Annotated in this window: 31 protein-coding genes; 9 read left to right on the top strand and 22 right to left on the bottom strand. The window is 66.1% G+C overall.

Annotated elements, in window-relative coordinates:
* Window positions 1-446: 446 nt before the first annotated feature.
* The gene (locus ACI48D_RS02045) at window positions 447-1,049 is read right to left on the bottom strand and encodes a glutathione S-transferase family protein (RefSeq protein WP_435569543.1); all 603 of its coding nucleotides are present in this window, start codon (window positions 1,047-1,049) and stop codon (window positions 447-449) included.
* Window positions 1,050-1,171: 122 nt separating this feature from the next.
* Here ACI48D_RS02045 and ACI48D_RS02040 point away from each other — a divergent pair, with 122 nt between their 5' ends.
* From ACI48D_RS02040 to ACI48D_RS02025, 4 genes are read left to right on the top strand one after another with little or no spacing between them, the layout of a single operon-like run.
* Window positions 1,172-1,741, top strand: coding sequence for an RNA polymerase sigma factor (locus ACI48D_RS02040; protein WP_435569542.1), 570 nt, complete (start codon window positions 1,172-1,174; stop codon window positions 1,739-1,741).
* Window positions 1,738-2,151: a DUF3619 family protein gene (locus ACI48D_RS02035; protein ID WP_435569541.1), complete on the top strand. Its 414-nt coding sequence runs from the start codon at window positions 1,738-1,740 to the stop codon at window positions 2,149-2,151. Before ACI48D_RS02040 ends, ACI48D_RS02035 begins: the two co-directional genes overlap by 4 nt.
* A gap of 11 nt (window positions 2,152-2,162) precedes the next feature.
* Complete coding sequence (locus ACI48D_RS02030; RefSeq protein WP_435569540.1) at window positions 2,163-2,954, top strand: DUF3106 domain-containing protein; 792 nt, start codon at window positions 2,163-2,165, stop codon at window positions 2,952-2,954.
* Between the two features lie 16 nt (window positions 2,955-2,970).
* Window positions 2,971-3,525: an RDD family protein gene (locus ACI48D_RS02025; RefSeq protein ID WP_435569539.1), complete on the top strand. Its 555-nt coding sequence runs from the start codon at window positions 2,971-2,973 to the stop codon at window positions 3,523-3,525.
* Between the two features lie 15 nt (window positions 3,526-3,540).
* On the opposite strand, the gene ACI48D_RS02020 is transcribed toward ACI48D_RS02025, so the two are convergent.
* From ACI48D_RS02020 to ACI48D_RS01965, 12 genes are all read right to left on the bottom strand, one after another.
* Window positions 3,541-4,242: an RNA pseudouridine synthase gene (locus ACI48D_RS02020; protein ID WP_435569538.1), complete on the bottom strand. Its 702-nt coding sequence runs from the start codon at window positions 4,240-4,242 to the stop codon at window positions 3,541-3,543.
* Window positions 4,239-5,261 (bottom strand): low-specificity L-threonine aldolase, encoded by a 1,023-nt coding sequence (gene ltaE / locus ACI48D_RS02015; protein WP_435569537.1) that lies wholly within the window; start codon window positions 5,259-5,261, stop codon window positions 4,239-4,241. Before ltaE ends, ACI48D_RS02020 begins: the two co-directional genes overlap by 4 nt.
* A 12-nt stretch (window positions 5,262-5,273) precedes the next feature.
* Window positions 5,274-6,167, bottom strand: coding sequence for a class I SAM-dependent methyltransferase (locus ACI48D_RS02010; protein ID WP_435569536.1), 894 nt, complete (start codon window positions 6,165-6,167; stop codon window positions 5,274-5,276).
* Window positions 6,154-6,348: a Fe-S cluster assembly protein IscX gene (gene iscX / locus ACI48D_RS02005; protein ID WP_435569535.1), complete on the bottom strand. Its 195-nt coding sequence runs from the start codon at window positions 6,346-6,348 to the stop codon at window positions 6,154-6,156. The genes ACI48D_RS02010 and iscX overlap by 14 nt, the downstream gene beginning before the upstream one ends.
* Before the next feature lie 29 nt (window positions 6,349-6,377).
* Window positions 6,378-6,716, bottom strand: coding sequence for an ISC system 2Fe-2S type ferredoxin (gene fdx / locus ACI48D_RS02000; RefSeq protein ID WP_435569534.1), 339 nt, complete (start codon window positions 6,714-6,716; stop codon window positions 6,378-6,380).
* A 105-nt stretch (window positions 6,717-6,821) separates the two neighbouring features.
* Window positions 6,822-8,726 (bottom strand): Fe-S protein assembly chaperone HscA, encoded by a 1,905-nt coding sequence (gene hscA / locus ACI48D_RS01995; RefSeq protein WP_435569533.1) that lies wholly within the window; start codon window positions 8,724-8,726, stop codon window positions 6,822-6,824.
* A 35-nt stretch (window positions 8,727-8,761) separates the two neighbouring features.
* On the bottom strand, window positions 8,762-9,277 hold the full coding sequence (gene hscB / locus ACI48D_RS01990; RefSeq protein WP_435569532.1) for a Fe-S protein assembly co-chaperone HscB: 516 nt from the start codon (window positions 9,275-9,277) through the stop codon (window positions 8,762-8,764).
* A gap of 18 nt (window positions 9,278-9,295) precedes the next feature.
* A complete protein-coding gene (gene iscA / locus ACI48D_RS01985) occupies window positions 9,296-9,619 on the bottom strand; it encodes an iron-sulfur cluster assembly protein IscA (protein WP_435569531.1) in 324 nt (107 codons plus the stop codon).
* Window positions 9,620-9,624: 5 nt separating this feature from the next.
* On the bottom strand, window positions 9,625-10,017 hold the full coding sequence (gene iscU, locus ACI48D_RS01980) for a Fe-S cluster assembly scaffold IscU (protein ID WP_435569530.1): 393 nt from the start codon (window positions 10,015-10,017) through the stop codon (window positions 9,625-9,627).
* 45 nt (window positions 10,018-10,062) lie between these two features.
* Window positions 10,063-11,319, bottom strand: a complete 1,257-nt coding sequence (locus ACI48D_RS01975) for an IscS subfamily cysteine desulfurase (RefSeq protein ID WP_435569529.1) — start codon at window positions 11,317-11,319, stop codon at window positions 10,063-10,065.
* A complete protein-coding gene (iscR, locus tag ACI48D_RS01970) occupies window positions 11,319-11,834 on the bottom strand; it encodes a Fe-S cluster assembly transcriptional regulator IscR (RefSeq protein ID WP_435569528.1) in 516 nt (171 codons plus the stop codon). Before iscR ends, ACI48D_RS01975 begins: the two co-directional genes overlap by 1 nt.
* 259 nt (window positions 11,835-12,093) lie before the next feature.
* Complete coding sequence (locus tag ACI48D_RS01965; protein WP_435569527.1) at window positions 12,094-12,864, bottom strand: uracil-DNA glycosylase; 771 nt, start codon at window positions 12,862-12,864, stop codon at window positions 12,094-12,096.
* A 185-nt stretch (window positions 12,865-13,049) separates the two neighbouring features.
* Between ACI48D_RS01965 and ACI48D_RS01960 the strand changes: the two genes are divergently transcribed.
* Both ACI48D_RS01960 and ACI48D_RS01955 read left to right on the top strand, forming a co-directional pair.
* Entirely contained in the window at window positions 13,050-13,508 is a 459-nt protein-coding gene (locus tag ACI48D_RS01960) for a CBS domain-containing protein (protein WP_435569526.1), read from the top strand.
* A 210-nt stretch (window positions 13,509-13,718) separates the two neighbouring features.
* Window positions 13,719-14,414 (top strand): PEP-CTERM sorting domain-containing protein, encoded by a 696-nt coding sequence (locus tag ACI48D_RS01955; protein WP_435569525.1) that lies wholly within the window; start codon window positions 13,719-13,721, stop codon window positions 14,412-14,414.
* Between the two features lie 26 nt (window positions 14,415-14,440).
* Here the strand turns inward: ACI48D_RS01955 and maiA are convergent, their stop codons facing one another.
* Together maiA and ACI48D_RS01945 are read right to left on the bottom strand one after the other, a co-directional pair.
* The gene (maiA, locus tag ACI48D_RS01950; RefSeq protein WP_435569524.1) at window positions 14,441-15,085 is read right to left on the bottom strand and encodes a maleylacetoacetate isomerase; all 645 of its coding nucleotides are present in this window, start codon (window positions 15,083-15,085) and stop codon (window positions 14,441-14,443) included.
* Window positions 15,082-16,107, bottom strand: a complete 1,026-nt coding sequence (locus tag ACI48D_RS01945) for a fumarylacetoacetate hydrolase family protein (RefSeq protein ID WP_435569523.1) — start codon at window positions 16,105-16,107, stop codon at window positions 15,082-15,084. Before ACI48D_RS01945 ends, maiA begins: the two co-directional genes overlap by 4 nt.
* Before the next feature lie 93 nt (window positions 16,108-16,200).
* On the opposite strand from ACI48D_RS01945, the gene ACI48D_RS01940 reads away from it, so the two are divergent.
* The 3 genes from ACI48D_RS01940 to ACI48D_RS01930 all read left to right on the top strand — a co-directional run bounded on the left by ACI48D_RS01940 (window position 16,201) and on the right by ACI48D_RS01930 (window position 18,301).
* Window positions 16,201-17,115: a LysR family transcriptional regulator gene (locus ACI48D_RS01940; protein ID WP_435569522.1), complete on the top strand. Its 915-nt coding sequence runs from the start codon at window positions 16,201-16,203 to the stop codon at window positions 17,113-17,115.
* A gap of 4 nt (window positions 17,116-17,119) precedes the next feature.
* Window positions 17,120-17,686 (top strand): gamma-glutamylcyclotransferase, encoded by a 567-nt coding sequence (locus tag ACI48D_RS01935; protein ID WP_435569521.1) that lies wholly within the window; start codon window positions 17,120-17,122, stop codon window positions 17,684-17,686.
* A 75-nt stretch (window positions 17,687-17,761) separates the two neighbouring features.
* Window positions 17,762-18,301, top strand: a complete 540-nt coding sequence (locus ACI48D_RS01930; protein WP_435569520.1) for an ankyrin repeat domain-containing protein — start codon at window positions 17,762-17,764, stop codon at window positions 18,299-18,301.
* Between the two features lie 4 nt (window positions 18,302-18,305).
* Here ACI48D_RS01930 and ACI48D_RS01925 read toward each other — a convergent pair whose 3' ends face one another.
* The 7 genes from ACI48D_RS01925 to ACI48D_RS01895 form a co-directional block, all read right to left on the bottom strand.
* On the bottom strand, window positions 18,306-19,625 hold the full coding sequence (locus ACI48D_RS01925) for a diguanylate cyclase (RefSeq protein WP_435569519.1): 1,320 nt from the start codon (window positions 19,623-19,625) through the stop codon (window positions 18,306-18,308).
* A 123-nt stretch (window positions 19,626-19,748) separates the two neighbouring features.
* The gene (locus ACI48D_RS01920; protein ID WP_435569518.1) at window positions 19,749-20,315 is read right to left on the bottom strand and encodes an RNA 2'-phosphotransferase; all 567 of its coding nucleotides are present in this window, start codon (window positions 20,313-20,315) and stop codon (window positions 19,749-19,751) included.
* Window positions 20,316-20,321: 6 nt separating this feature from the next.
* Window positions 20,322-20,876: an AAA family ATPase gene (locus ACI48D_RS01915; protein ID WP_435569517.1), complete on the bottom strand. Its 555-nt coding sequence runs from the start codon at window positions 20,874-20,876 to the stop codon at window positions 20,322-20,324.
* A gap of 151 nt (window positions 20,877-21,027) precedes the next feature.
* Window positions 21,028-22,242 carry a PA0069 family radical SAM protein gene (locus ACI48D_RS01910; protein ID WP_435569516.1) on the bottom strand — a complete coding sequence of 405 codons (1,215 nt, stop codon included), beginning with the start codon at window positions 22,240-22,242 and terminating at the stop codon, window positions 21,028-21,030.
* A gap of 110 nt (window positions 22,243-22,352) precedes the next feature.
* Window positions 22,353-22,973: a tRNA-uridine aminocarboxypropyltransferase gene (locus tag ACI48D_RS01905; RefSeq protein ID WP_435569515.1), complete on the bottom strand. Its 621-nt coding sequence runs from the start codon at window positions 22,971-22,973 to the stop codon at window positions 22,353-22,355.
* Between the two features lie 37 nt (window positions 22,974-23,010).
* Window positions 23,011-23,634, bottom strand: a complete 624-nt coding sequence (locus ACI48D_RS01900; protein ID WP_435569514.1) for an NADPH-dependent FMN reductase — start codon at window positions 23,632-23,634, stop codon at window positions 23,011-23,013.
* Between the two features lie 74 nt (window positions 23,635-23,708).
* Complete coding sequence (locus ACI48D_RS01895; RefSeq protein WP_435569513.1) at window positions 23,709-25,100, bottom strand: efflux transporter outer membrane subunit; 1,392 nt, start codon at window positions 25,098-25,100, stop codon at window positions 23,709-23,711.
* Window positions 25,101-25,108 lie beyond the last annotated feature (8 nt).

Raw genomic sequence — 25,108 nt, 5'->3', positions numbered from 1 at the left:
ATGCTCGTTCCTGACGAGATACGTGTCACGCAACAGTGCTCAGGCTTCCCTTCTTCCTGCGGTCACGGCGGTCTTTCAGCTACCCGTAGATAGCTTGCGAACCGGCGCTGGGCGCAAACTCGTTTGGCGTGAGTTTCTGTGTGCGGAATGCGTGTCTCTCGCGCTTTTGGCGCGGGTTGGAGCAAACTGCCTACATGTGAAAGCGCGTCATGCGAGAGCGGCCTTGTGTGCCGATCCTGCTTGACATTGGGCTTCGGGGTTGCAAAGCGTGAGATACCTTACTGCGTTGCACCATTCTGGTCAAGTACCAATATAGAAATAACTTTTTGGTGCAAGGCGATGTGCGCGAAATTATTGTCGGTCCCCGGGCTCGGAAATCGCCGAATATTGCCGGGATCGCGCAATTCCATCACGCCGGGAAAGGTCCGCTGCGGCGCAAAAATAGCTCAGGCGGTGCCATTCATGCCGAATTCGCGGCATCCCGGACGCAGCAGCAGGCGTTCCACATACGCCTCGATGGCCGGATAGTCCGGCCGCTCCATCGGCGTCGCCAGCCAGCGGTTCACCGACAGCCCCAGCACGATATCGGCCAGCGAGAACGCCGCTCCGGCGGCCCAGGCGCCGGTTTTCGCGAGCTGCCCCTCGAGGATGCCCATGTGCCGGTTCCACTGCGCGATGCTGCCCGCCACCTGGCCCGGGTCGCCGTGCGCCGGGCTGTTGCGGACCAGGGCCATGAAGGCGTAGCGCCAGGAGTTGTTCAGCTCGGTCGCCTGCCAGTCCATCCACTGCTCCACACGCGCCCGCGCGGCCGGCTCGCGCGGCAGCAATAGGCTATCCTCGCCGTGACGCGCCGCCAGGTAGCGGCAGATCGTGTTCGATTCCCATAAGACGAAGTCGCCGTCGACCAGCACCGGCACCATCGCGTTCGGGTTCAGTGCCAGGAAGTCCGGTTTCCAGTCCTCGCGGCTGAAAGGGACGCCGAGTTCGGCACAGGTCCACAAGACCTTGCGAACATTGATCGAGCTTGCTTTTCCTAAAATGCGCAGCATCTTCGTCCTTTCGCCATGGCAATCGGCACATTTTAAGCCCCTCCCGCCCCGCCAGCGCCCGTTTACAGTGCGCTCATCCGTAATTTTTGCTAGGATTCGAAGGTTTTCCGACCCTTCATCGCATGGCCACTGACAAAGAACTAAACGACTTCCTCGAGAGTGTCGAGCGGCGCGCCTTCAAACAGGCCGTGTACGCGGTCCGCAAGGACGAGTCAGCGCTGGACATCGTCCAGGACGCCATGATCAAGCTGGCCGAGAAATACGGCGACAAGCCCCTGGCCGAACTGCCGATGCTGTTCCAGCGCATCCTTCAGAACACCATCCTCGATTACTTCCGGCGCGAGAAGGTTCGCAACACCTGGATCAGCCTGTTCGGCGGCTTAGGGCGGCGGGATGAAGACGACGAGGACTTTGATATACTCGCCTCTTACGAGGCCGAGGAAGGATCTGCCGCCGCCGAGTCGAGCGCAGATCAGGTCGAACGCGCCGAAACCTTGCGCCTGATCGACGAGGAAGTACAAAAACTCCCGGCGCGTCAACGGGAAGCCTTCCTCATGCGTTACTGGCAGGACATGGACGTGGCCGAAACGGCCCAAGCGATGGGATGCTCCGAGGGTAGTGTAAAAACGCATTGCTCTCGCGCTACGCATACCCTGCAAAAAGCCCTGGAGGCCAAGGGAATTAAACTATGAACACTGACGACATCAACCTGGCGTACAAGATCCGCCATGCCCTGAACGAGAACCTCGACAGCCTGCCGGCCTCGACCACCGATCGGCTGGCGGCCGCGCGCGCGCTTGCCCTGTCGCGCAAGAAGGCCGACGCACCGGCAACCAGGCAGGAAAAGCGCCCGCTGTTCGATCTCGGCTCCCTGTTCTCGAGGCAATGGGTGGCGCGCGTCGCCGTCGCCGCTCCGCTGCTGGCGATGGTCATCGGCCTGGCCGGCGTCTACCAGGTCCAGCGCGAGCAGCGCGTAGCCGAGCTGGCCGACCTGGACGCCGCCGTGCTGTCCGACGACCTGCCGCTGACCGCCTACACCGACCACGGCTTCAACGCCTATCTGGCCCAACAACAGCAGCAAGTGCCGCAACGTACTCAGTAAGGCCCAGCTTGATGACGGCAACCAAGGGTAAAGTCGCTGCCGCCGGCGCCGCCGCCGCGTTCGCCGGCATCGTGCTTCTGTTCAGCCAGCAGCACGAGCATCTGGGCCTGCCTGGCACAAGCAGCGCTGCGCCCGTTTCCAGCACGGCAGGCGGCGCCGACGGTGTTACCCATCCCGGCAAGCCCGGCGCGGCGTCCGCGCACAAGGGCGGTGACAAGCCGCTGTGGCGCTCGCTCACTCCGGCCCAGCAGGTGGCGCTGCAGCCGCTGCAGGCCGAATGGGACCAGATGGACGGCGTGCGCAAGCAGAAATGGCTGCAGCTGGCAAACCGCTTTGCCGGCATGAAGCCGGAAGAACAGCAGCGCGTGCACGAACGCATGCGCGAATGGGCCAAGCTCAGCCCGGCGCAGCGCGAGCTGGCGCGCGAAACCTATGCGCGCGTGCGCAAGATCGCGCCCGACCAGAAAACCGCGAGCTGGGAGAACTACCAGCAGCTGCCCGAAGAACAGAAGAAGAAACTGGCCGCGTCCGCCGCCGGCCGCAAGAAAACCTCGGTGGTGCCGAGCCAGGCCAGCGGCAAGGTCGTGGCGCCGCTCGGCCAGGGCGCGACCTCCTGTCCCACCGGCACCGTGAAGAACAGTGTCTCCGCCACGCCGGCCTGCGTGACCGTGCCGGCGACGCCCCAGCAGCCCGCGCCAGCCGTACCGGCGCCGCAGCCCGCCCAACCGGCCCAGCCGCCCAATCCGCCCCAGCAGGAAAAGCCGGTGCCGGCCAACTGGGGTATCAGTCCGAACAACGCCTGAGTTCCAGAGCCTGCCCATGAGCGATACCGCCAGCCGCATCCCGACCCGCATCCCGACAGTCCGGCGCCGCATCCTGGCGATGCTCTACGAAGGCTTCCTGCTGATCGCCGTCGGTGCCCTGACGACGGCGCTATTCATCCTGGCGACACAGAACCGCCAGGGTCCCCTCTACCATTACGGCCTGATGGCCGCGCTGTTCCTGGTGATCGGCGCTTACTTCGTCTACAACTGGACCAACAGCGGTCACACGCTGGCGATGAAGACCTGGCGCCTGTGCCTGGTCGCCGGCGAGCATGCCCGCGTGCCCGTCCATACGGCGGCCCTGCGCTATCTCTTCGCCTGGGGCTGGTTCGTGCCCGCCTTTGCCGTGCGTACGCTGTTCGACCTGCACGGCAAGGCAGAAATCGCGGCCGTCTACGCCGTCGGCGTGCTCGCCTGGGCCTTGTCCGCCTTCCTCGACAAAGACCGCCAGTTCCTGCACGACCGCCTGGCCGGCACGCGCCTGGTGCAGCTGCCGAAGCACCCGAAGGCCAAGCCGGCCGCGGATGCCGCGCAGGCTGCCGGCGCCTGACGCCCACCGGACAGCTCAGAAACGCTCGACGTCCCGCAGAAAGCGCCACTGCCCCAGCGGCAGGCTGCTCAGCGCAAGCCGGCCGATGCGCAGGCGGCGCAGTGCCGTCACCTGCAGGCCAACCTGGGCGCACAGGGCTTCGATCTGTCCCGGCACGATGCCCTTGCCGGCGAAGCGCAGCCGCGCCTCGCTCTGCCAGCTAGCCTTGATCGGCGCATTCGGCCGTCCACCCGCGTTCAGGCGCGCCAGGCCATCCTCGACGATCGCGCCGCTGACTTCCGCCACGTATTCCTGCTCGATGCGGTCGCCGTCCTCGCCCAGCTTGCGCAGCACGCGCCAGTCCTGGCTGAACACGACCAGGCCGCTGGCCATGGCTTCCAGCGGCATCGCCGGCGTCAGTTTCGACAGGTGGCGCTTCAGCACGCGCTGGCCCTGCCCGTCCTGGAACAGCGATTCCGGCAGCAGCGAGTCGAGCGCCGCCTTGCCATGCAGGCCGGCCGGCTTGTGCAGCAGGATGGTGACGGGCGGCGGCTCGACCGGGGTCGCGCCCGGCAGCAGTTCGATGCGCTGCTCCGGGGCGACGCGCGTGGCCGGGTCGTCGATCACCTCGCCGTCGACGCTGACCCAGCCGCCGGCGATGTAGCGCTCGGCCTCGGCGCGCGAACACGGCACGGTCTCGGCCACGCGCTTGGCCAGGCGGATACCATCGTCGCTCACTTGAAGAAGTCCTTGAAGGCCGCGATGGTCGCCGCGACATCTTCGCGGCTCACGTCCAGGTGGGTCACCAGGCGCGTGTGCGGGCCGATCGAGGCGCGGATGCCGGCCTTGGCCAGGTGCTCGCGCAGGGCCGCTACCGCCGCTTCCGGAATCTCGACATAGAAGATGTTGGTCTGCGGCGTGCTGACGCGCAGCTGTTCGATCTGCGCCAGCCCGCTCGAGAGCTCGGCCGCGTTCTGGTGGTCTTCCGCCAGGCGTTCGACGTTGTGTTCGAGCGCGTACTGGGCCGCCGCGGCGATCACGCCGGCCTGGCGCATGCCACCGCCCAGCATCTTGCGCCAGCGCTTGCCCTGCTCGATGAAGGCCTTCGGGCCGAGCAGCACCGAGCCGACCGGCGCGCCCAGGCCCTTCGACAGGCAGACCGACACGGTGTCGAAGCCGGCCACCGCGGCGCGCAGGCTCAAGCCCTGCTTGACGGCGGCGTTGCAGACGCGCGCACCGTCCAGGTGGGTCGCCAGGCCCTTGTCGTGTGCCAGCGCGGTCGCGGCCTGCACGTAGTCCTGCGGCAGCACGCGGCCGCCGATGGTGTTTTCCAGCGCCAGCAGGCGCGTGCGCGCGAAGTGCATGTCGTCCGGCTTGATGTAGGCCGCGATGTCGCTCAAGGCGATGCTGCCGTCCGGCTGGTTCGCGATCGGCTGCGGCTGGATGCTGCCCAGCACGGCCGCACCGCCGCCTTCGTACTTGTAGGTGTGCGCTTCCTGGCCGACCAGGTATTCGTCGCCGCGGCCGCAGTGGCCCATCAGGGCGATCAGGTTGGTCTGGGTGCCGCTGGGCGCGAACAGGCCGGCTTCGAAGCCGAACAGCTCGGCGGCGAAGTCCTGCAGGCGGTTGACGGTCGGGTCGTCGGCATACACGTCGTCGCCGACCGGGGCGGCGGCCATGGCGGCGCGCATGCTGGGTCCCGGTTGGGTGACGGTGTCGCTGCGCAGGTCGATCCAGTGTTCGTGACGTTCGCTCATGGGTCTCAATCGTTAAATATAGAAGCGCTGGGCCATCTCTTCCAGGCCCACTTCGGCGAGCACCTGCTGCAGGCGCTCCGCGGGCCGCTTGCGCGGCAGGTTTTTATAGGTGGCGACGATCAGCTCGTTCTTCATCGAGTGCTCCCAGCCCACCAGTTCCGTCACCGTCACCTGGTAGCCGTGCGCCTCCAGCTGCAGGCAGCGCAGCACGTTGGTGATCTGGCTGCCGAATTCGCGGGTGTGGATCGGGTGGCGCCAGATTTCGGTCAGCGCGCTGCGGCCCAGGTCCTTGCCCTTGTTCTTGCGCAGCACCGAGGCGACTTCGGCCTGGCAGCACGGCACCAGCACGATGTGCCTGGCCTTCTTCTTCAGCGCGAAGTCGATCGCGTCGTCGGTCGCGGTGTTACAGGCGTGCAGCGCGGTGACCACGTCGACGGTGGGCGGCAGCCTGTCCGATTCGGTGGACTCCGCCACCGACAGGTTCAGGAAGGACATGCCGCCGAACTGGAGTCTCGCCGCTAGCTCGGTCGACTTCTGCACCAGCTCTTCGCGGGTCTCGATGCCATAGATGTGGCCGCCCTCGCCCGCCGCCTTGTCCTTGAACAGCAGGTCGTACAGGATGAAGCCGAGGTAGGACTTGCCGGCGCCATGGTCGACCAGGGTCACGCCCTGGCTGTTCCCGCCCTGCTGCTCCAGCACTTCCCGGACCAGCGGCTCGATGAACTGGACCAAGTGGTAGACCTGCTTGAGCTTGCGGCGGCTATCCTGGTTCAGCTTGCCGTCGCGGGTCAGGATGTGCAGCTCCTTGAGCAGCTCGATCGACTGTCCCGGCTTGATCTCGGGCGCCAGTTCGTAGATGGTCGGCGCCGGCTTTTTCGCCGCACCTTCGTGTTTAACTTGCTTCATCAATCCAGGCCGTTTGAATGGCTTCCAGCACGCGTTCGCCGCCGCGCGCGCGGTCGTCGTCGAAGCCGTCCAGCTCGACGACCCAGTTATGCAGGTCCACGAAGCGCACCGTGGCCGGATCGACATCCGGATACTTCTCGTACAGCGCCTCGGCGATGGCGGTGACGTCGGTCCACTTCATGGCAACTCCTCGGAATCAGCGATCGGTGATCAGTGATTTTCGGCTGCGTGGTTGATCGTGTATTTCGGGATCTCGACCACCAGGTCCTCGTCGGCGACGATGGCCTGGCAGGACAGGCGCGAGTTCGGCTCCAGGCCCCAGGCCTTGTCCAGCATGTCCTCTTCCTTTTCTTCCTGCTCGTTCAGCGAGCCGAAGCCTTCGCGCACGATCACGTGGCAGGTCGTGCAGGCGCACACGCGGTCGCAGGCGTGCTCGATCTCGATGTCGTTTTCCAGCAGGGTGTCGCAGATCGACTTGCCCGGCTGGCCTTCGAGCACGGCGCCTTCGGGGCAGAAGACGGGATGGGGGAGGATGACGATTTGTGGCACTTCTTTACCTCGTTTGTTATTTCGGCGTTTTGGTGGGCACGGGGTGCCCACCCTACGATACGGTTGCGGTGGCCGTAGGGTGGGCACCCCGTGCCCACCATGGCATCACACCTGGTCCAGGGTTTTTCCAGCCAGCACCTTGCGCACGCTCTTGTCCATGCGCCGCGCGGCGAAGTCCTCGGTGCCGTGGGCGAGCAGCTGCACCGCGTCGTGCAGCTTGTTCTGGCGCTCGTCGATGCCGATGGTGTCGTCGTTCGAGCGGGCCAGCGCATCGCGCACGCCCTGCTCCAGCGCGGCGATCGAGGCGCGTTCCTTATCGCTCAGCAGCTCGGCGTCGGCGTCCAGCGCCGACTGCGTGGCGAGGAGTATCCGCTCGGCCTCGACCTGCTCTTCGCGCAGCGCGCGCGCGACCATATCGCCCTGGGCCGCGCTGTATGAGTCCTGCAGCATGCGTGCCACCTCGTCGTCGCCCAGGCCGTAGGACGGCTTGACCGTGATCGAGGCTTCGACGCCGGAGCGCGTCTCGCGCGCCGAGACCGACAGCAGGCCGTCGGCGTCGACCTGGTAGGTCACGCGGATGCGCGCGGCGCCGGCCGCCATCGGCGGGATGCCGCGCAGCTCGAAGCGCGCCAGCGAACGGCAGTCGGACACCAGCTCGCGTTCGCCCTGCACCACGTGCACCGCCAGCGCGGTCTGGCCGTCCTTGAAGGTCGTGAATTCCTGGGCGCGCGCACACGGAATCGTCGAGTTGCGCGGGATGATCTTCTCGACCAGGCCGCCCATCGTCTCGATGCCCAGCGACAGCGGGATCACGTCCAGCAGCAGCCAGTCGTCGCCTGCCGCACGGTTGCCGGCCAACAGGTTCGCCTGGATCGCGGCGCCCAGCGCCACCACCTTGTCGGGGTCGATGTTCGCGTGCGGGATGGTCTTGAAGAAGTCGCCCACCGCGCGGCGCACGTTCGGCATGCGGGTCGCGCCGCCGACCAGCACCACGCCGTCGACGTCTTCGACACTCACGTCGGCGTCGCGCATGGCCTTGCGCACTGCGTTCATGGTTTTCGCGACCAGCGGCTGGGTGATCTCGGCGAAGGTACGGGCGCTCACCGTCACCTGCACGATCTCGCCCGACTTCAGGATCGCCTCCACCAGCGTCTCTTCATTGGTCGACAGCAGTTCCTTGGCCTGGCGTGCCTTGACCATCAGCGTGGCCGTGTCTTCGTCCGACAGCGGCGCGAGGCCGGCCTGCTGGGTGATATGGCAGAACAGGCGCTGATCGAAGTCGTCACCGCCCAGGGCCGAGTCGCCGCCGGTCGACAAGACTTCAAACACGCCTTTCGACAGCTTCAGGATCGAGATGTCGAAGGTGCCGCCGCCCAGGTCGTAGACCGCGAACACGCCCTCTTTGCCGTGGTCGAGGCCATAGGCGATGGCGGCCGCGGTCGGCTCGGACAGCAGGCGCAGCACGTTCAGGCCGGCCAGCTGGGCCGCGTCCTTGGTCGCCTGGCGCTGGGCGTCGTCGAAGTAGGCGGGCACGGTGATCACGGCGCCGACCAGCTCGTCGCCGAGCGCGTCCTCCGCGGTCTGGCGCAGGGTCGCCAGGATCTGCGCCGACACCTCCACCGGGCTCTTCACGCCGGCGACGGTTTTAATCTTGACCATCCCGTGACCGCTCTCGCGGTCACCATCGACAAAATCATAGGGCAGGTTCTCGACATGCGCGATGTCCTTCAGGCCGCGGCCCATGAAGCGCTTGACGGAGACGATGGTGTTCTTCGGGTCGGTGGTGCGGTGTGCCTGGGCTTTATAGCCGATGCTGGCGTGGCCGTTCGCCAGGTAACGCACGATCGATGGCAGCAGCGCGCGGCCATCCTCGTCGCTCAGCACTTCGGGGATACTGGAACGGACGGTCGCGACGAGGGAATTGGTGGTGCCGAGGTCGATGCCCACCGCCAGCCGGTGCTGGTGCGGCGCGGTCGACATGCCGGGTTCGGAAATCTGCAGTAATGCCATGGTCGTGTTACCTGTTTATTCTTGTGTTTGCCGAGCTAGGATTCCAGCGCCTCGAACGCGTAGTGCAGCTCGTCCGCGAACTTATCGAGGAACATCAGCGCCCGCACGCCCTGCGCCGCCTGGCCGTAGTCGCCGGCGTCGAGCAGCTTGCCGACCTGGGCCAGCCTGCTCTTCTTTTCGGCACGGACCTGGGCGTCGAGTTCGCCGAGCGCCTCGGCATCTTTCGATGCGCGTGCATCGCCGAGCGCCTCGCGCAGCTCCATCTGCTGCATCAGGAAGTCCATCGGCATTGCCGTGTTGGACTCGGTCTGCAGGTCGACGCCGTTCAGCTCGCACAGGTAGCGCGCCCGCAGCATCGGGTTGCGCAGGGTCTGGTAGGCCTCGTTGGCGCGGGTCGCCCATTGCATCGCGACGCGCTTTTCGGCGTCGCTGGCGTTCACGAAGCGGTCCGGATGCACGCGGCCCTGGACTTCACGGTAGGCCGAGTCCAGCGCGTCCATGTCGACGTCGAAGCGGGCGGGCAGCTGGAACAGCTCGAAGTGATTCTGCATGGGGCGGTGCTTGCTGCGTCAGATGCGGAAGCTTTCGCCGCAGCCGCAGTTGTCCTTGACGTTCGGGTTGTTGAAGCGGAAGCCTTCGTTCAGTCCTTCGCGCGCGAAGTCCAGTTCGGTGCCGTCGATGTAAGGCAGGCTTTTCGGGTCGACGAAAACCTGCACGCCGTGCGACTCGAAGATGTTGTCTTCAGCCGCCGGCTCGTCGACGTACTCCAGCTTGTAGGCCAGGCCGGAGCAGCCGGTCGTGCGCACACCGAAACGCAAGCCGACACCCTTGCCCCGTCGTTCGAGGTAACGGGTGATGTGACGCGCGGCTTTTTCGGTCAGGGTGATTGCCATTGTCGTTATGCCTGTTCGGTGGCGTGCTTGTGCTTGTAGTCGGCGACGGCAGCCTTGATCGCGTCCTCTGCCAGGATCGAGCAGTGGATCTTCACCGGCGGCAGGGCCAGTTCTTCGGCGATCTGGGTGTTCTTGATGGCCAGCGCTTCGTCCAGCGACTTGCCCTTGACCCATTCGGTCACCAGCGAGCTCGAGGCGATCGCCGAGCCGCAGCCGTAGGTCTTGAACTTCGCGTCTTCGATCACGCCCGCTTCGTTCACCTTGATCTGCAGCTTCATCACGTCGCCGCAGGCCGGGGCGCCGACCATGCCGGTGCCGACGTCGTCGGCGTTCTTGTCGAAGGCGCCGACGTTGCGCGGGTTTTCGTAGTGGTCCAGTACTTTGTCCGAATATGCCATGGTAGTGCTCCTAGATTCAGTTCAGTGTTCGTTGCTCGGTGGCGATCAGTGGGCGGCCCATTGGATCGAATTCAGGTCGATCCCTTCCTTGTGCATGTCCCACAGCGGCGACAGTTCGCGCAGCTTGCCGACCTTTGCCTTCAACAGGTTGACGGCGAAGTCGATGTCTTCCTCGGTCGTGAAGCGGCCGATGGTGAAACGGATCGAGCTGTGCGCCAGTTCGTCGCTGCGACCGAGGGCGCGCAGCACGTACGACGGCTCCAGCGACGCCGAGGTGCAGGCCGAACCGGACGACACGGCCAGGTCCTTGACCGCCATGATCAGCGACTCGCCTTCGACGAAGTTGAACGAGACGTTCAGGTTGTGCGGGACGCGGTGTTCCATGTCGCCGTTGATGTAGACCTCTTCGATCTCCAACAGGCCCTTGGCCAGGCGGTCGCGCAGCGCCTTCACTTTCGCGATCTCGGCGTCCATCTCTTCCTTGGCGATGCGGAAGGCTTCGCCCATGCCCACGATCTGGTGGGTCGGCAGCGTGCCCGAACGCAGGCCGCGCTCGTGGCCGCCGCCGTGCATCTGCGCTTCCAGGCGCACGCGCGGCTTGCGGCGCACGTACAGGGCGCCGACGCCTTTCGGGCCGTAGGTCTTGTGCGCGGTGAAGGTCATCAGGTCGACCTTCAGCGCTTCCAGGTTGATGTGGACCTTGCCGGTGGCCTGGGCGGCGTCGCAGTGGAAGATCACGCCCTTCTTGCGGCACAGTTCGCCGATTTCGGCGATCGGCTGGATCACGCCGATCTCGTTATTCACCAGCATGACGGAGACCAGGATGGTGTCCGGGCGGATCGCCGCTTCCAGCTGCTCCAGCGAGATCAGGCCGTTGTCCTGCGGTTCCAGGTAGGTCGCCTCGAAGCCGACGCGCTCCAGTTCGCGCACCGTGTCGAGCACCGACTTGTGCTCGGTCTTCACGGTGATGATGTGCTTTCCCTTCGTTTTATAGAAGTTGGCGGCGCCCTTCAGGGCCAGGTTGTTCGATTCGGTCGCACCCGAGGTCCAGATGATCTCGCGCGGATCGGCGCCGACCAGGGCGGCGACATTCGCGCGCGCTTCCTCGACGGCCGCTTCGGCGCTCCAGCCGTAGGCGTGGCTGCGCGAGGCCGGATTGCCGAACTGCTCGCGCAGGAAGGGGATCATCGCGTCCGCCACGCGCGGATCGATCGGCGTGGTCGCCGAGTAGTCCATGTAGATCGGGAAATGCGGTGCAGTCTGGAAGCTCTGCTCGATTTTTTTGTCCAGGGGCGCGTTCATCAGTTCACTCCATTCAATATGCTGTGCGTTGCTTCGGTATTGTCCGACGCCGCGTGGCGGTGCATCACCACGACGTTCTGTTCCTTCTGTTCCTTCTGCTTTTGCTGTTCGACCAGGTCGTGCAGGGTGACCGAATCGAGATAGTCCACCATCTTCGCGTTCAGCGTTGCCCACAGCTCGTGGGTCATGCAGCGCGTGCCGCTGGCGGCATCGGCGCCGTGGCAGTTTTCCTTGCCGCCGCACTGGGTCGCGTCAAGCGGTTCGTCGACGGCGATGATGATGTCGGCCACGGTCACCTTGTCGGCGCCGCGCGCCAGGCTGTAGCCGCCGCCGGGGCCGCGCACCGACTCGACGATCTCATGCCGGCGCAGCTTGCCGAACAGCTGCTCCAGGTAGGACAGCGAAATCGCCTGGCGCTGGCTGATGCCCGACAGCGTGACGGGACCGTTGCCCTGGCGCAGGGCAAGATCGATCATCGCGGTAACAGCAAAACGGCCTTTGGTGGTCAGACGCATCACAACCCCGGGTTGGTTTCCAAACAGTGTTAAACTCTTGCTTCTATTCAACGTCCTCCAAGTTCCATCTGCCTGCGTTGGCCAGAATAAAAACCTGATTAGTTGATTGATTTAGTCAAGTATAGCGTATTTGGCGGGGTTTGTCTTGGAGGCCCTAATTCCTGATCTGCCACAAACCGGGGTCAGAGCCCCGATTTTGGCAAGGTCTTCCGAGCAATTTCCAAAAACCGGGCTCTGACCCCGGTTTGATCTTCGTCACTCAGCTTGCGTGCAGGAGTTGCATTGGGCCGAACAGCTTGTGCATGCCTTCGTGGCCGATGAAGGACAGGTTGTAGGGGTGTTCGGCGTGGATTTGCGGGAAGCCTTCGGTCTCCGGCACTTTCTTCAATTGCTCGGCGATCTTGCCCCACAGGACCAGGGTCGGCTTCGGGGCGCACTGCCCCAGCGCCGCGAACACGGCGCGCTGGAACGGCAGCCAGGCGCGCGCATCGACGGCCGGGGCGACATGCTTGCGGAACACCAGCGACGCGTTCAACAGCAGGAAGCCCTGCCGGGTCAGCTTGTCCTGCAGTTCGGCCAGGGTCCGGATCGCGCCGCCTTCGCGTGCCGCCTTCGCGATCGGCGCCAGCGCCGCGCCGCTGGTGTCGTCGATGTTCAGCTGGCCGTCGGCGACCAGCAGCATCTTCATGAAGTTGCGCAGCGAGGTCGCCCGGTTTACCGGCTTCGACAGCCCCGTCTCCGACCACAGCTCGCCGACGGCGCCGTCCATGAAGCACACGCCGGTCGCGCTTTCCGGGCGCGGATATGGTCCCTCCCCCACCAGCACGTAGCGCACCTGCGCCAAAGGCAGCGCGAAGGCCGCGAACAGGCGGCCGCCCGTCGGCAGGTAGTCGTCGCCGGCGAGCGCCGGCAGGTAGGCCGGATCGGCCTGCATCATCGCGCGCAGGCCGGCTTCCAGGTGCGGACGCCACGACGGGTCGGCCAGTTGCAGGGCATCGAGGATGGCGGCGGGAATGGGCATGTCCGGCATGGTTGAGTTGGCAGGCTGAAAAGGGTCCAGATTGTAGCCGACCCCGCCAGCCTCAAGGCCGCGCAGCGCCTTTTTTTGCGCGCTGTTCCGCGCGTCAAACTAGCGTCCGGGTTTCGTAAATCGGTGCATCATCGGCCCGCATTGGACAAACGACAAACGATCACGCAACCGACAGGAGGACCCCCATGCAAACCATCCAGGATGTGATGACCCGCGACGTGCAAAGCATCTCGCCGCAGGAAACGATACAGCGCGCCGCCCAGATGATGGACGAACTGAACGTCGGCGCGATCCCCGTGCTCGACGGCCGGAAACTGGTCGGCATGATTACCGACCGCGACATTACCGTGCGCGCCACCGCCGCCGGTCAGGCGCCGGGCAGCACCCGCGTCGGTGACGTGATGAGCACCGACGTGCGTACCTGCTCGCCGAACCAGACCGTCGACGAGGTGCTCGGCCAGATGGGCGACGTGCAGATCCGCCGCGTGCCGGTGATCGACGAGAGTTCGCAGGAAGTGGTCGGCATCGTCTCGATGGGCGACATGGCGACCAAGCACTCGGCCGGCGTCGACCGCGCGCTGGAAGAGGTATCGTCGCCCTCGGAACCGGACCGCACCGGGTTCCAGTCGGAAACCCGGCATTGACAGCCTGGCCGGGCGAGCCGAGCACGCTCACCCGGCCAGAAATTCCTATGCACAATAGGAATGTGCCGTCAGAGATTTTTACACTTGCTACTGGCGGTTTTCCAGCGTTACCAACTTTCTCTAGTAAATACAACGACTTCCAGTCACTGGCACGCTGATTGCTAAGGGGGTGTACGTACTCTCCCTCACCGACCAGAACGGATGCCCACCATGAACCTGTCGAAACATCTTGCAAAAACCGCAATGATCGTCGCCGGCGCGACCGCAATGTTTGCCGTCACCCCGGCCGTGCTGGCCGCCCCGGTCGGTACCACGGCCACTTTCACGCTGGATGTTTCGCAGGCGGGCTCCGGGCTGCCCAATGCGCCATACGGCACGATCACGCTGACCCAAGGGCAGGATGAAGTCGATGTGAACGTGAGCCTGGCCAAGGGCTTCGTGTTCGCCAACACCGGCGTCGGTCCGCAGTTCGGCTTCAACCTCGGCCAGGCGTTCGCGAATGCCGCCATCACCCTGGATGCCGGCACCGCCCAGTACTTCACGGTAGGCACCGGCGGCGGCTACAACCTGACCCCGTACGGCATCTTCACGGACGCCCTGCTGTTCAAGAGCGACGTCAAGGGCGGACTGTCGGCCAACATCGGCGCGCCGCTGAACTTCAGCGTCGCCCAGGCCGGCATCACGCTGGATGCCTTCACGATGAGCGGCCCGCGCAACAACGGCCAGCCGGGCGGCTACAGCTTTGCGGCGGATGTCGGCTTTGTCCAGAGCGGCCAGACCGGCGGCGTGGCCGCGGTCGGCCAGGTAACCAACGAACCGCCGACGAACCCGGTCCCGGAACCGGTGTCGGTCGCCCTGCTCGGCCTCGGCCTGAGTGGCATCGCGCTGGCACGCCGCCGCAAGTAATCGACGAGGCGCCGGCGCGGCCTGGTTTATTCCGCGTCCGGCTGGTTCGAAGGATGGGCCGCCACGAAGGCGGGCAGCTGCACGCACTGCGCGTTGATGCGCGAGATGTTCGGATACCCGGAGACGTCGATGCCGTGGCGCTGGGCATTGAAGACTTGCGGCACCAGCAGGCAGTCGGCGATGGTCGGCGTGCGGCCATGGCACAGCGGCCCGGCGCTCGGGTCGCGCGCCAGGTGTTTTTCCAGCACCTCGAGGCCGCTCACCAGCCAGTGGCGGTACCACGCGTTCTTCTGCTCTTCGGACAAGCCGAGATCGTGCTTCAGGTAACGCAGGACGCGCAGGTTGTTCACCGGGTGGATATCGCAGGCGATGATCTGGGCCAGCTCGCGCACGCGGGCGCGCTCGGTCGCCTCTTTCGGCATGATCGGCACCTGCGGATGGGCGTCCTCGAGGTATTCGAGGATGGCGATCGACTGCGTCAGCGTGATGTAGTCGTCCTGGAAGGCCGGCACCAGCCCGCTCGGGTTGATGGACCGGTACTGCTCCTGCAGCTGTTCGCCGCCGCCGCGCAGCAGGTGGACCGGGATGGCGTCGTACTGCAGCCCCTTCAGGTTCAGTGCGATGCGGACCCTGTAGGCGGCCGAGCTGCGAAAATACGTATAGAGCTTCATTCTTTCCTCCCGTGATAGTGGGCGACCTCCTGGTCGATCGCCCCGAAAATGCTCGCGCCGGCCGCATCCAGCATCTCGATGCGGACCGTGTCTCCATAACGCAGGAATGGCGTCTGCGGCGCGCCCTGCTCGATCGTTTCGTACATGCGCAGCTCGGCCAGGCAGCAGTAGCCGACGCCGCCGTTGGCGATGCTCGACCCGTGCAGGCCGCCCTGCTTGTTCGACACCGTGCCGGAACCGACGATGCTGCCGACCGCCAGTTCACGGGTTTTGGCGGCGTGCGCGACCAGCCGCGCAAAACTGAAGGTCATGTCGTCGCCGGCATTCGGGCGACCGAAGGGCTGGCCGTTCAGCGTCACCTGCAGCGGCAGGCAGAGCTTGCTATCGCGCCAGGCGCCGCCCAGCTCGTCCGGCGTCACGGCCACCGGAGAAAACGCGCTGGCCGGCTTCGACTGGAAGAAGCCGAAGCCCTTCTCCAGCTCCTTCGGGATCAGGTTGCGCAGCGAGACGTCGTTCACCAGCATCACCAGGCGGATCGCACCCGCCGCCTGCTCCAGGCCCGCACCCATCGGCAGGTCGCCGGTGATGACCGCGACTTCCGCTTCGAGGTCGACGCCCCATTCCTCGGACAGCACCGCGATCGGGTCGCGCGGGCCGACGAAGGAATCCGAGCCGCCCTGGTACATCAGCGGATCGTTATAGAAGGATGGCGGCACCTGGGCGCCGCGCGCCTTGCGCACCAGCTCGACGTGGTTGATGTAGGCCGAGCCGTCGGCCCACTGGTAGGCGCGCGGCAGCGGCGAGGCGCATTCCTCTTCCAGGAAGGAGACGGCGTCGCGGGCCGTGCCCTGGTTCAGCTGTTTGTACACCTGACGCAGCTGCGGGGCAGCGCGGTCCCAGTCGTCCAGCGCGGCCTGGAGGGTGCGCGCGATGGAGGGTACTGCCTGGCAGGTGACGAGGTCGCGGCTGACCACGACGAGGGTGCCGTCGCGGCCGCCGGCTTTCAGGGTGGCGAGTTTCATGATGCTCCTTAGCAATTCAACATTGCCGCCATTAAAGACTAATCCGCACTATCATACAAACAATATTTTTCGCTTCATTTATCGGATTATCTGATGAATCCCACCCTGCGCCAGATGCGCGCTTTCGTTGCCGTTGCCAAGACCGGTAACTTTACGCTTGCTGCGCAATACCTGCACGTCACACAGTCAGCTTTGTCTGGTTTGATCAAAGAACTGGAGCAAACGCTTGGCGCTCGTGTGATCGACCGCAGTACGCGCCGAATTGCGCTGACCGATATGGGCAAGGAACTCTATCCCCTATTCAGCCAGATGATCGACGATCTCGACAGTGCGCTTGCTAACGTTGCGGATCATACGCAGCTCAGGAAGGGTATCGTGCGGGTCGCCGCGCCCCAGCTGATGGCCTGCACCCTCCTGCCCCAGGCGATCGCGGCGTGGCGCGCACGCCACCCTGAAGTCAAGGTCAACCTGGCCGACAGCGCCGTCGAAAACGTCACGGCGCGGGTGCTGTCCGGCGAGGTCGACTGCGGCATCGGCCCCGAGCGTGACGACAGCCCGGGACTGGACGCCCGCCCGCTGCTCGAGATGCCCTTCGAGGCCGTGATCCCGCCCGGCCATGCCCTCGCAGGGCGCGAGCGGCTGGCCTGGAACGACCTGGCCGGCTATCCCTTCATCTCGCTGCACGGCCAGTTCACCGAGCGCCTGCTGGCCGACATGGGCGGGGCCCCGCGCGAAGCCACGCTGAAGCCGGAGCACGAGGTGAGCTTCATGACGACCGCGCTGGCGATGGTGGCGGCCGGCCTCGGGGTCACGGTCTGCATGCCGTATGCCTCGGCCCTGGTGCGGCGCCATGGCCTGCTGACGCGGCCGCTGATCGAGCCGGTGCTGACGCGCCGCTTCTTCATCTACACGCGCGGCCAACGCTCGCTGTCGCCGGCGGCCGAGGCCTTCATCGACTTCCTTGCCGACTACGTGGGCCAGGGTGCGGGCAGCCAGGCGCTACAATAGGAAGATGTCCCACAACACCATCGCCATCAACCAGCGCATGGACCGTTTCGACAGCCACGCCAGCGTCTGGCTGTTCGGCTACGGCTCCCTGATCTTCAAGGCCGACTTCCCCTTCCTGGAGCGCCGTCCGGCCCACATCGCCGGCTGGACCCGGCGCTTCTGGCAGGGGTCGCACGACCACCGCGGCACCGAGACGGCGCCGGGGCGCGTCGTGACCCTGGCCCCCGATCCCGGCGCGATCTGCCACGGCATGGCCTACCTGGTCACGCCGGAGGAATTCGCCCACCTCGACTACCGCGAGAAGAACGGTTACCTGCGCCTGGCCACCGACATCCACTTCGAGGACGGCAGCGCGACCGAGGGCCTGGTCTACATCGCCACCCACGAGAACGCAGCTTATTTGGGCCCGGCCAGCGAACGCGAGATCGCGCGCCAGATCGCGGCCGCCTGCGGACCGAGCGGTCCGAACAGCGAATACCTGCTGGAGCTGGCCAGGGCCCTGCGAGAGCTGGGCAAATTCGACGCACACGTGTTCGAGATCGAGCGCCACCTGGCCGCGTTGTTACCCTGATCCTGAAGCCGGTCTTGCGACCCGATTGCAGCGCTTGTGGTCTAATCGGCATGCATCGACCAGCCAGGAGATCCCATGCAAGCAGAGCCGACGCGGCCGCCTTCCGCCAGTGAACTCGACGACGACACCCTCGCCTTCGTGCGCCGGGTGTTCGGCCTTGCCCGCGCCGGCGAGGCCGCGGAACTGGCCACCCTGCTTGGCCAGGGCCTGCCGCCCAACCTGCGCAACGAGCGCGGCGACAGCCTGCTGATGCTGGCCTGCTACCACGGCCAGCATGATGCGGCCAGGGTCTTGCTGGAGCATGGCGCCGATCCGGACATCATGAACGACGCCGGCCAGGCCCCGCTGCACGGCGCCGCCTTCAAGGGCGACCTGCGCGTCGCCACCCTGCTGCTGGAGCACGGCGCCCGGGTCGACGCCGCCGGCCCGAACGGCAAGACGGCGCTGATGTTCGCCGCCATGTTCAACCGCGCCGACATCGCCCGACTCCTGCTGGCAGGCGGTGCCGATCCGTTCCGACTGGACGCCGACGGCAACTCCATGCTCGACGCGGCGCGCAAGATGGGCGCGGCCGATACGATGGAACTTCTGGCCGCGGCGACCAACGAGCGCTAGGCGCTCAGGACGATATGGCAGGCAAGGGGCAGACGCGGTCGCGTCCGCCCTGCTTCGCTTCGTACAGCATGGCGTCGGCACGCACGAACAGCGCGTTTTCCGTTTGATACGTTGGATAGGCGGCCATCCCGCCGCTGAACGAAAAGCGTCGCACGTCGCCCGGCCGGATTTCGAAGGGCAAGGCGCCGAAAGCCTGGCGCATGGCGTCCAGCCGGCGCCATCCCTGTTCCAACGTGCAATCCCAGAACACCACCACGAATTCCTCGCCGCCGAAGCGGCTGAGCAGGTCGCGCTCGCCCAGGTGGGACGCCAGGCAGACCGCGAGGCGCTTGATCACGATATCTCCGAAATAATGTCCCCAGGTATCGTTGATGGTCTTGAACTTGTCGATGTCGATCACGCCGAAGGCCAGCGGCCGCTCCTCGCGCGCCGCCTGGCGGATCAGTTCCCGGGCTCTCTTCTGCAGGCCGACCTTGTTCAGCAGGCCGGTCGCACGGTCTTTCGCGATCAGGTCCTTGCTGATGCGGATCTTGCTGGCGCGGCTCACCAGCTGCGCGCACAGCAGTTCGGCGTCGGCGGCCGGCAGCACCGCGTCGAAGCCGCTGGCCAGCGCGCATTGCATCAGGATGGCGTCCGGCTGGCGCTGCAGCAGCACGATCTCGCGCACCGGATCGGCTTCGATGTTTTTTTTGAGGACGCGCGCCAGCGAGTCGGTACGTGCGAATTCAAGGTCGCTGACCAGCACCATGTCGGGCTGCAGCTCGCGCACCCGCAGGTGCAGGGTCTGGGCCTGGTCGTGCGCGACCAGTTCGATGCGCGCCTGGCGCAGGCAGTTCTCGTCCAGCCCGGCGGGGTCGCCCAGGTGGACGATGCGCACCAGCTCGCCGCGCTTTTGCTGGACGAACAGGTTGAACAGTTTATCGACCAGCACGTCGTTGGCGATCGGCTTTTCCGCATAGGCCAGGCAGTGGCTGTCGACCAGTTTCTGCTGCAGCAGGTAGCGGCCGCCCTGGCGCGAGCTTTGCAGGTAGACGTATTCGCGCCCGGCCGGCAGGCGCTGCAGCAGCTCGCCCAGCATCAGCGTCTTGCGGCTGTCCAGCATGTCCGACTGCATATTGTGCAGGGCGTCGAGGTCGATCACGAACAGGCCGTTGCCGGTATCGCTCTCCACCGCCGCCACGAATTCGCTGACTTCGCTGAAGAAGCCCATGTCGAAGTCGTACTTGTGCGCGTGCAGGCGCAGCTCGGCCGCGTTGTCCTTGATGAAGAAATTCTGCGACAACAACAGCGCGCGGTATTTGTAGAGCGGAACGTTGCCTGCCATGGGGTCTGCTATCCGTATGCTTGAGTTGCATATCAAACATACAGCGAACTCGCCCGATATTGTGTGAAAAAAAGAAAGTTTTTTTACATGCATCGTGGTGCATGGCACGCCAACAACACTAGTCTATGCACCCTGGATTGGCGCTGCTGCCTGGCTGAGGTATTTCGGCTTGACTTCGCCGGTCAGCCAGACGCCGTTGTCGGATCGGTAGAAGGCGATTCCATCCTCCCGCATGCGTTTTGCATCGACGGCAAGCACCGCCGGGAAGCCATGCCGGGCGCCGACCTGCAGCGCCGTCCGCACATCGGCGGACAGGTGCACGTGGTGGCGGCCGCCGGCGCGCAGGCCGGACGCCAGGATCGATTTGAGGAAGCGGCTGGCGGTGCCGTGGTAGAGCACGGCCGGCGGGTCCGCTTCGCGCAAAGCAAGGTCGACGGGAATCGAGTGGCCCTGGCTGGCGCGGATGCGGGTCCGGTCTTCATTGAAGGCGAAGCGCTGCTTGTCATTGTTCGCGACCGTGCGTTCGAGCAGCGCGCGGTCGACCGGTTGACCGTGCTGTTCCAGGCCCGCCAGCAATTCGCCGACCTCGGCCCAGCCGTGGGCATCCAGCGCCAGCCCGATGCTGTCGGGGCGGTGGCGCAGCACGTAGCTGAGCAGCTTGCTGGTGGCGACGATGGGGTCCTGGGCCATGGCCGCTCAGGCGACGCCTTCGATCACGCGCCGTACCTGCAGGGCGCGCTCCTCGACGCTGCCGCTCACCAGGGTGTAGGGAATGCCGCGTGCTTCGAGGTCTTTCAGCACCAGCTGGTGGATGCGCCCGCGCCAGGCTTCGTTCTCGCGCGCGGCCTGCTCTTCGTAGGGAATGTCGTCGGCGCAGACGAAGGTATGGGCATAGCGTTCGCGGCAATCGTCGGCGCAGCGCAGCAACTCGGGCGGTACCGGTTCGGTGACCTGACCGAATTCCAGTCCCAGCAGCAGCGTGGTCAGGGCATTCGTGTCGACGAACAGGTAGCGCCTGGCGTAGGGCATCTGCTCGTCTTCGGCGTCGCGGTGGCGCAGGGCGATGTCGACATAGTCGGAGGCAGCCAGCTGGCCCTGCTTGTCTTCCCAGATGTAGCGGCCGATCTCGGGCACGGCGACGCTGCCGTACTGGCGCGCGAGGTACTCGCACAAGGTCGATTTGCCGGTCGACTCCGCGCCGACGAACACCACCCGCTTGATCTGGCCCGATGTGCTGCCCTGCTCTTCCATATGAATCCCGTGTTCGAAAATGTCCAATTACACTATAGAAAGACGAGAGCTGCCATCCTAGCCGACCGTGGCGCTTGCCACAAGGCGCCCCGGCGGGAGCACCCGCGGGGCCGCCCGCCGCGGGGTCGCCCGGCGCGGGAATGCCCGCCAATCAGAACAGATCCAACTGGGGGCTTGCCTTGACCGGCTTGCGGCGTGCCGTCTGCCCCCCGCCCGCATCCGCCGGCGCGCCGCCGAACAGGTCGAGCTGGGTGACGTCCTCGTCCCTCCGCTGGCAGGCGGCGGCCGAGGGCACGATCAGCGGGCGGCGGAACTGGGCGCCGTCCATCTTGCTGAAGCGGCCATTGAAGCCATCCATGCCGAGTCGCTTGACGGCCTTGGTGAAGCGCTGGCGGATCAGGTCGGCCCACACGCCTTCGCCGCTCATGCGCTTGCCGAAGTCGCTGTCGTACTCCTTGCCGCCGCGCATGTCCTTCATGCGGTTCAGCACGCGTTGCGCACGGTCTGGAAAATGAGCGTACAACCATTGCTGGAACAGCGGATTGACTTCCCACGGCATGCGCAGCACGACATAGTGTGCCCCGACCGCGCCGGCGTCCTTGGCGGCCTCGAGGATGCGTTCGATCTCCGGTTCCGTGATGAACGGGATGATCGGCGCGACACTGACGCTGACCGGGATGCCGGCTTCCGTGAGCGTGCGGATCGCGCGCAGGCGGCGCGCGGGCGCGGCCGCGCGCGGCTCGAGCGTGCGCGCGATCTCGCCATCCAGGGTCGTGATCGTGATCGCGGCGGCGGCCAGGCCCTTCTCCGCCATCGGCGCGATCAGGTCGATGTCGCGCTCGATCAGCGCGGACTTGGTGATCAGGCCATACGGATGCTTGCACTCGGCCAGCACCTGCAGCAGCTCGCGCGTGATGCCGCGTTCGCGCTCGCAGGGTTGATAAGCGTCGGTGTTCACGCCGATGGCGATGCTTTCGGGCACGTAGCCGGGACGCGCCAGTTCGCGCCGCAGCAGGTCGGCGGCGTTCACCTTGGCGAAGATGCGGCTTTCGAAGTCCAGGCCGGGAGACAGCCCGAGGTAGCTGTGCGAGGGCCGGGCGAAGCAGTAGATGCAGCCGTGCTCGCAGCCCCGGTACGGGTTCAGCGAGACCTTGAACGGAATGTCCGGCGAGGCGTTGCGGGTCAGGATGGTTTTGGCGAACTCATCCGTAACAACGGTCTTCGGCGCCGCCGGCGCCTCTTCCTTCAGCCCCGGGACCGTCCAGCCGTCGTCGAAATGTTCGCGGCCGTGGACTTCATAGCGGCCCTGGAGGTTCGACACGGCGCCACGGCCCTTGCGCGGCACCAGCGGCCGCGGAGGGATCATGACCTGCCCTTGCAATTCCACGTCTTCAGCCCAAGCTTGTTGGCGATTCACTATGGCGCTCCCGAGTACTGTATGGATATACAGTATCGTACACCCGCTTTCGTGCGGGTTCAAGCGCGAAATCGTTGGGATTGTTGTTCCACAAACGCGTCGAAGGCATCGAACAGCGGTGCGTAGTGTTCGAGCCGGTGTTCCAGCTGGATCAGCGCATGTGCGGCTGCTTCCAGCGAGGACAACTGGTCCGGCGCATGGGCCTTGCGAATCCGATAAGCGGAGGGCGGCAGGTCCTGCAAGGCCAGGCGCGGCAGGCGCTGCAGCGAAGGATTGACGTAGAGCATCTTGCGGCTCTTGCGCCAGGTGGCGTCCAGCAGCACCAGGCGCAACTTGTCGGGCCGCTCCAGCAGAGCCGGTTCGATACAGGGCGGCGAAGGCAGGCCGAGCGCCGCCTCGCCCGGCAGTTGCGGATACAGCAGCAGTGGCATGCGCCGGTCCGCATGCAAGACCGCGTCGAGCTCCGGTGCCGGGAAAGTCTCGCCCACCAGCAGGCGGCTCGACGGCAGGCACAGGTGCAGCAGGCGCGCGCTGTTCTTGGCATTGTGTACCTCGAGCGGATGCTGCAGCACCAGCAGTTCGACCCGGCTGGCGAGCGGCGTTGCGAAGCGGCAGATGCAGGCGCTTTCCGCCCGCAGGCAGGCGGCACAGGTGGCGCGGCGGGGATTGGTCGTCGTCATGGGCGGCGATTGTACCTCCGCCCGGCCAACACAAAATTCAGAAACTGCCGCCGACCCGCTCCCCGCGCGGCGGCATGTTGTCCGGCACCGGAACCGGCGGATCGTCCTTGCGCAGCGGTTTCAGCGCCCCGCTCCACTGCACCACCTGGTCGAGCATGGCCTCGACCGCGCGTTCGTGGTGCTCGGCCGGATTGAAGGTGGCGAAATTCTCGAAGTCGGTGAACAGCGACAGCATCACCTGGGCGCGCACGTCGGCCACCATCAGTTCGCCCATGACCAGGCGCAGGTTCTCGATCGCGCGCGCGCCGCCCGCGCTGCCGTAGCCGACGAAGCCGGCGGCCTTGTTGTTCCATTCCTTGTACAGGTAGTCGATGGCGTTCTTCAGCGCGCCGGAGGTCCCGTGGTTGTATTCGGGCGTGACGAACACGAAGCCGTCGAACTCGGCGATTTTCGCGGCCCAGGCTTTGGTATGCGGCTGCGCGTACTGACCCATCGAGGGCGGCACCGGCTCGTCCAGCAACGGCAGCTTGAAATCCTGGATGTCGACCAGTTCGAAGGCCGCATCGCCGCGCGTGCCCGCGCATTCCATCACCCAGCGCGCTACGTCCAGCGCCTTGCGTCCGGGGCGGGTGCTGCCCACGATGATTCCGATATTGATCATGCTCGCTCCGATATTGGTAAATGACTCACTGTCCAGCCGATTCTAGTCAGGCCCACCCGAACGGCGCGCCCGATTCACGGTACCGTCCTCCAGCCGCCGCCCAGCGCCCGGTACAAGTCCACATGGGCCGCCAGCCAGCTGGCGCGCAGCTGCAGCACATTGGTCTCGGCGCTGAAGGCGTTGCGCTGGGCGTCCAGCTCCTCCAGGTAGGAGGAGTAACCGTTGCGGTAGCGGTTGTGGGCGATGCGCAGCACCTCGGCGGCGGCCACCCGGCGCGCCTCGGCCTGTTCGAGCTGCTCGCGCAGGCGCTGTACCCCGCTCAAGCCGTTCTCGGTTTCGGCGAAGGCGTTGCGCACCACCGATTCGTAGGCGAACACGGCGCGGTCGCGCAGCGAGGCCGAGATCTCGGCCTGGGCGCGCAGGCGGCCGGCGTCGAAGATCGGCGCCAGCACGCTGCCGCCCACGCTCCACAGCATGGTGCCGGAGCCCAGCAGGTCGGGCAGGCTATGCGCATAGCCGCCCACCGATGCCGTCAGGCGCAGCGACGGCAGCATCTGGTCGCGCGCCGCGGCCAGGCTGGCGTCGGCCGCGGCGAGGGCCGCTTCCGCCTGGGCGATGTCGGGACGGCGCCGCAGCAGTTCGGACGGCAGGCCGGGCGCGATCCCGGGCGGCCGCAGGGCAGCCAGTTCGGCGCCGCGCGCCACCGGTCCCGGGCTGGCGCCCGCCAGCAGGTTCAGGGCATTCTCCTGCTGGGTGATCGACCGTTCCAGCTGGGGCACGACCGCGGCCGTGGTGCGGTACTCGGCCTCGGCCTGGGACAGCTCCAGGCGCGAGCTGTAGCCGACCTCGAACTGGCGCCGCGCCAGCTCCAGCGACTGCTGGCGCGAGGCCAGGGTCTGGCGTGCCAGCGCCAGCTGGGCGTCCAGGCCGCGCAGGTTCAGGTAGCCGGACGCGGTGCTGGCCGCCACCGACAGCGCCACCGCGTCCGCCGCCGCCTGCTGGGCGGCATAGTCGAAGCGCGCCGCCTCGGTCGCGGCGCCCAGCCGGCCCCAGGGGTCGAACTCGTAGGCCGCCTGCACGTTGCCGGTAAAGGTGGTCGACTCGATCGGGGTGCCGAACGGCCCGATCGCGCGCGCCCGGGTCGGCCCCGCGCTGAGCGAGACGCCGGGCTCTTGAGCCGACTGCGCGACCCGGATGCGGGCCTGGTATTCCTGCAGGCGCGAGCGCGCGGTGCGCAGGTCGCCGTTGCGCGCCAAGGCCTGGGCCACCAGGGCGTCCAGCGCCGGATCGCCGAAGGCGCGCCACCATTCCTGCTCGACGGCGGCGTTCGGCCCGACCTGCAGCGGCGCGCGCCAGGCCGCCGGCACCTCGAGCGTGGACGCCGGCTTGTCCTGCACCGGAATTTTGCAACCGGCCAGCAGCAGCAATAGCAACTGCGCCACGCCCGCCGCACACGAAACGCGCAAACCCCTCC

The organism is Massilia sp. LXY-6, from assembly GCF_051233485.1.
GTDB lineage: Bacteria > Pseudomonadota > Gammaproteobacteria > Burkholderiales > Burkholderiaceae_D > Telluria.
Note: the sequence above shows the minus strand (reverse complement) of the source record. Positions and strands in the feature narration are given on the sequence as shown.

Excerpts from the sequence above, each read along its gene's own strand:
- ACI48D_RS02045 (WP_435569543.1), bottom strand. The coding sequence starts at position 1,049 with ATGCTGCGCATTTTAGGAAAAGCAAGCTCGATCAATGTTCGCAAGGTC.
- ACI48D_RS02040 (WP_435569542.1), top strand. The coding sequence starts at position 1,172 with ATGGCCACTGACAAAGAACTAAACGACTTCCTCGAGAGTGTCGAGCGG.
- ACI48D_RS02035 (WP_435569541.1), top strand. The coding sequence starts at position 1,738 with ATGAACACTGACGACATCAACCTGGCGTACAAGATCCGCCATGCCCTG.
- ACI48D_RS02030 (WP_435569540.1), top strand. The coding sequence starts at position 2,163 with ATGACGGCAACCAAGGGTAAAGTCGCTGCCGCCGGCGCCGCCGCCGCG.
- ACI48D_RS02025 (WP_435569539.1), top strand. The coding sequence starts at position 2,971 with ATGAGCGATACCGCCAGCCGCATCCCGACCCGCATCCCGACAGTCCGG.
- ltaE (WP_435569537.1), bottom strand. The coding sequence starts at position 5,261 with ATGAGCGAACGTCACGAACACTGGATCGACCTGCGCAGCGACACCGTC.
- ACI48D_RS02010 (WP_435569536.1), bottom strand. The coding sequence starts at position 6,167 with ATGAAGCAAGTTAAACACGAAGGTGCGGCGAAAAAGCCGGCGCCGACC.
- iscX (WP_435569535.1), bottom strand. The coding sequence starts at position 6,348 with ATGAAGTGGACCGACGTCACCGCCATCGCCGAGGCGCTGTACGAGAAG.
- hscA (WP_435569533.1), bottom strand. The coding sequence starts at position 8,726 with ATGGCATTACTGCAGATTTCCGAACCCGGCATGTCGACCGCGCCGCAC.
- hscB (WP_435569532.1), bottom strand. The coding sequence starts at position 9,277 with ATGCAGAATCACTTCGAGCTGTTCCAGCTGCCCGCCCGCTTCGACGTC.
- iscA (WP_435569531.1), bottom strand. The coding sequence starts at position 9,619 with ATGGCAATCACCCTGACCGAAAAAGCCGCGCGTCACATCACCCGTTAC.
- iscU (WP_435569530.1), bottom strand. The coding sequence starts at position 10,017 with ATGGCATATTCGGACAAAGTACTGGACCACTACGAAAACCCGCGCAAC.
- ACI48D_RS01975 (WP_435569529.1), bottom strand. The coding sequence starts at position 11,319 with ATGAACGCGCCCCTGGACAAAAAAATCGAGCAGAGCTTCCAGACTGCA.
- iscR (WP_435569528.1), bottom strand. The coding sequence starts at position 11,834 with ATGCGTCTGACCACCAAAGGCCGTTTTGCTGTTACCGCGATGATCGAT.
- ACI48D_RS01965 (WP_435569527.1), bottom strand. The coding sequence starts at position 12,864 with ATGCCGGACATGCCCATTCCCGCCGCCATCCTCGATGCCCTGCAACTG.
- ACI48D_RS01960 (WP_435569526.1), top strand. The coding sequence starts at position 13,050 with ATGCAAACCATCCAGGATGTGATGACCCGCGACGTGCAAAGCATCTCG.
- ACI48D_RS01955 (WP_435569525.1), top strand. The coding sequence starts at position 13,719 with ATGAACCTGTCGAAACATCTTGCAAAAACCGCAATGATCGTCGCCGGC.
- maiA (WP_435569524.1), bottom strand. The coding sequence starts at position 15,085 with ATGAAGCTCTATACGTATTTTCGCAGCTCGGCCGCCTACAGGGTCCGC.
- ACI48D_RS01945 (WP_435569523.1), bottom strand. The coding sequence starts at position 16,107 with ATGAAACTCGCCACCCTGAAAGCCGGCGGCCGCGACGGCACCCTCGTC.
- ACI48D_RS01940 (WP_435569522.1), top strand. The coding sequence starts at position 16,201 with ATGAATCCCACCCTGCGCCAGATGCGCGCTTTCGTTGCCGTTGCCAAG.
- ACI48D_RS01935 (WP_435569521.1), top strand. The coding sequence starts at position 17,120 with ATGTCCCACAACACCATCGCCATCAACCAGCGCATGGACCGTTTCGAC.
- ACI48D_RS01930 (WP_435569520.1), top strand. The coding sequence starts at position 17,762 with ATGCAAGCAGAGCCGACGCGGCCGCCTTCCGCCAGTGAACTCGACGAC.
- ACI48D_RS01925 (WP_435569519.1), bottom strand. The coding sequence starts at position 19,625 with ATGGCAGGCAACGTTCCGCTCTACAAATACCGCGCGCTGTTGTTGTCG.
- ACI48D_RS01920 (WP_435569518.1), bottom strand. The coding sequence starts at position 20,315 with ATGGCCCAGGACCCCATCGTCGCCACCAGCAAGCTGCTCAGCTACGTG.
- ACI48D_RS01915 (WP_435569517.1), bottom strand. The coding sequence starts at position 20,876 with ATGGAAGAGCAGGGCAGCACATCGGGCCAGATCAAGCGGGTGGTGTTC.
- ACI48D_RS01910 (WP_435569516.1), bottom strand. The coding sequence starts at position 22,242 with ATGATCCCTCCGCGGCCGCTGGTGCCGCGCAAGGGCCGTGGCGCCGTG.
- ACI48D_RS01905 (WP_435569515.1), bottom strand. The coding sequence starts at position 22,973 with ATGACGACGACCAATCCCCGCCGCGCCACCTGTGCCGCCTGCCTGCGG.
- ACI48D_RS01900 (WP_435569514.1), bottom strand. The coding sequence starts at position 23,634 with ATGATCAATATCGGAATCATCGTGGGCAGCACCCGCCCCGGACGCAAG.